This window comes from Treponema sp. R6D11 (assembly GCF_054786075.1).
This window is the reverse complement of sequence record NZ_BDHD01000859.1, coordinates 1-470: the sequence shown is the minus strand read 5'-3', so window position 1 is coordinate 470 and position 470 is coordinate 1. Positions and strand designations below refer to the sequence as shown.

The following is a 470-nucleotide window of genomic DNA, read 5'->3' as shown; positions in this document are numbered from 1 at the left end:
GGCATCGGTAGATGCCAGTGCCGCTTTTGGAACTTCAAACATTAACGATATTGCTTATGGTAACGGCAAGTTCTTTGCGGTAGGTGATGCCACAAAAAGTGCTTATTTAGCAGATAACAGTTCAACATGGACTTTGGCTGACACCTCTACCTCTAACACAATTTTTGGAAGTAATGCGTCTATTAGTTGTATCGTATATGGCGCAAACTGCTTTTCAGCATATTCTGGTTCACAGTACAATAGCATAGCGGAATGTCCATATTTCAGTAACTCCGAAACAACAATCTGGCAGGGAGTTACCGTCCAAAATAGTGAGCATACGGCAAAAATATCTACAATTTCTGACTTAGTCAGTGCCGGTAGTTACACTGTTGCTGTTGGTGATGGCGGTAATGTATTGAAATATGCTAATGGTGGAGATAATTATTGGACAAATATAAGTCCTTCGTCCTTATTAGGAACAAATAATA

1 protein-coding gene is annotated in these 470 nt (G+C 39.8%); it reads left to right on the top strand.

Annotated features, from left to right (window positions below; all coding sequences use genetic code 11):
- Nucleotides 1–470: hypothetical protein (locus tag ACYVTD_RS16520; protein ID WP_461248752.1), on the top strand; the 470-nt coding region annotated here is incomplete at both ends.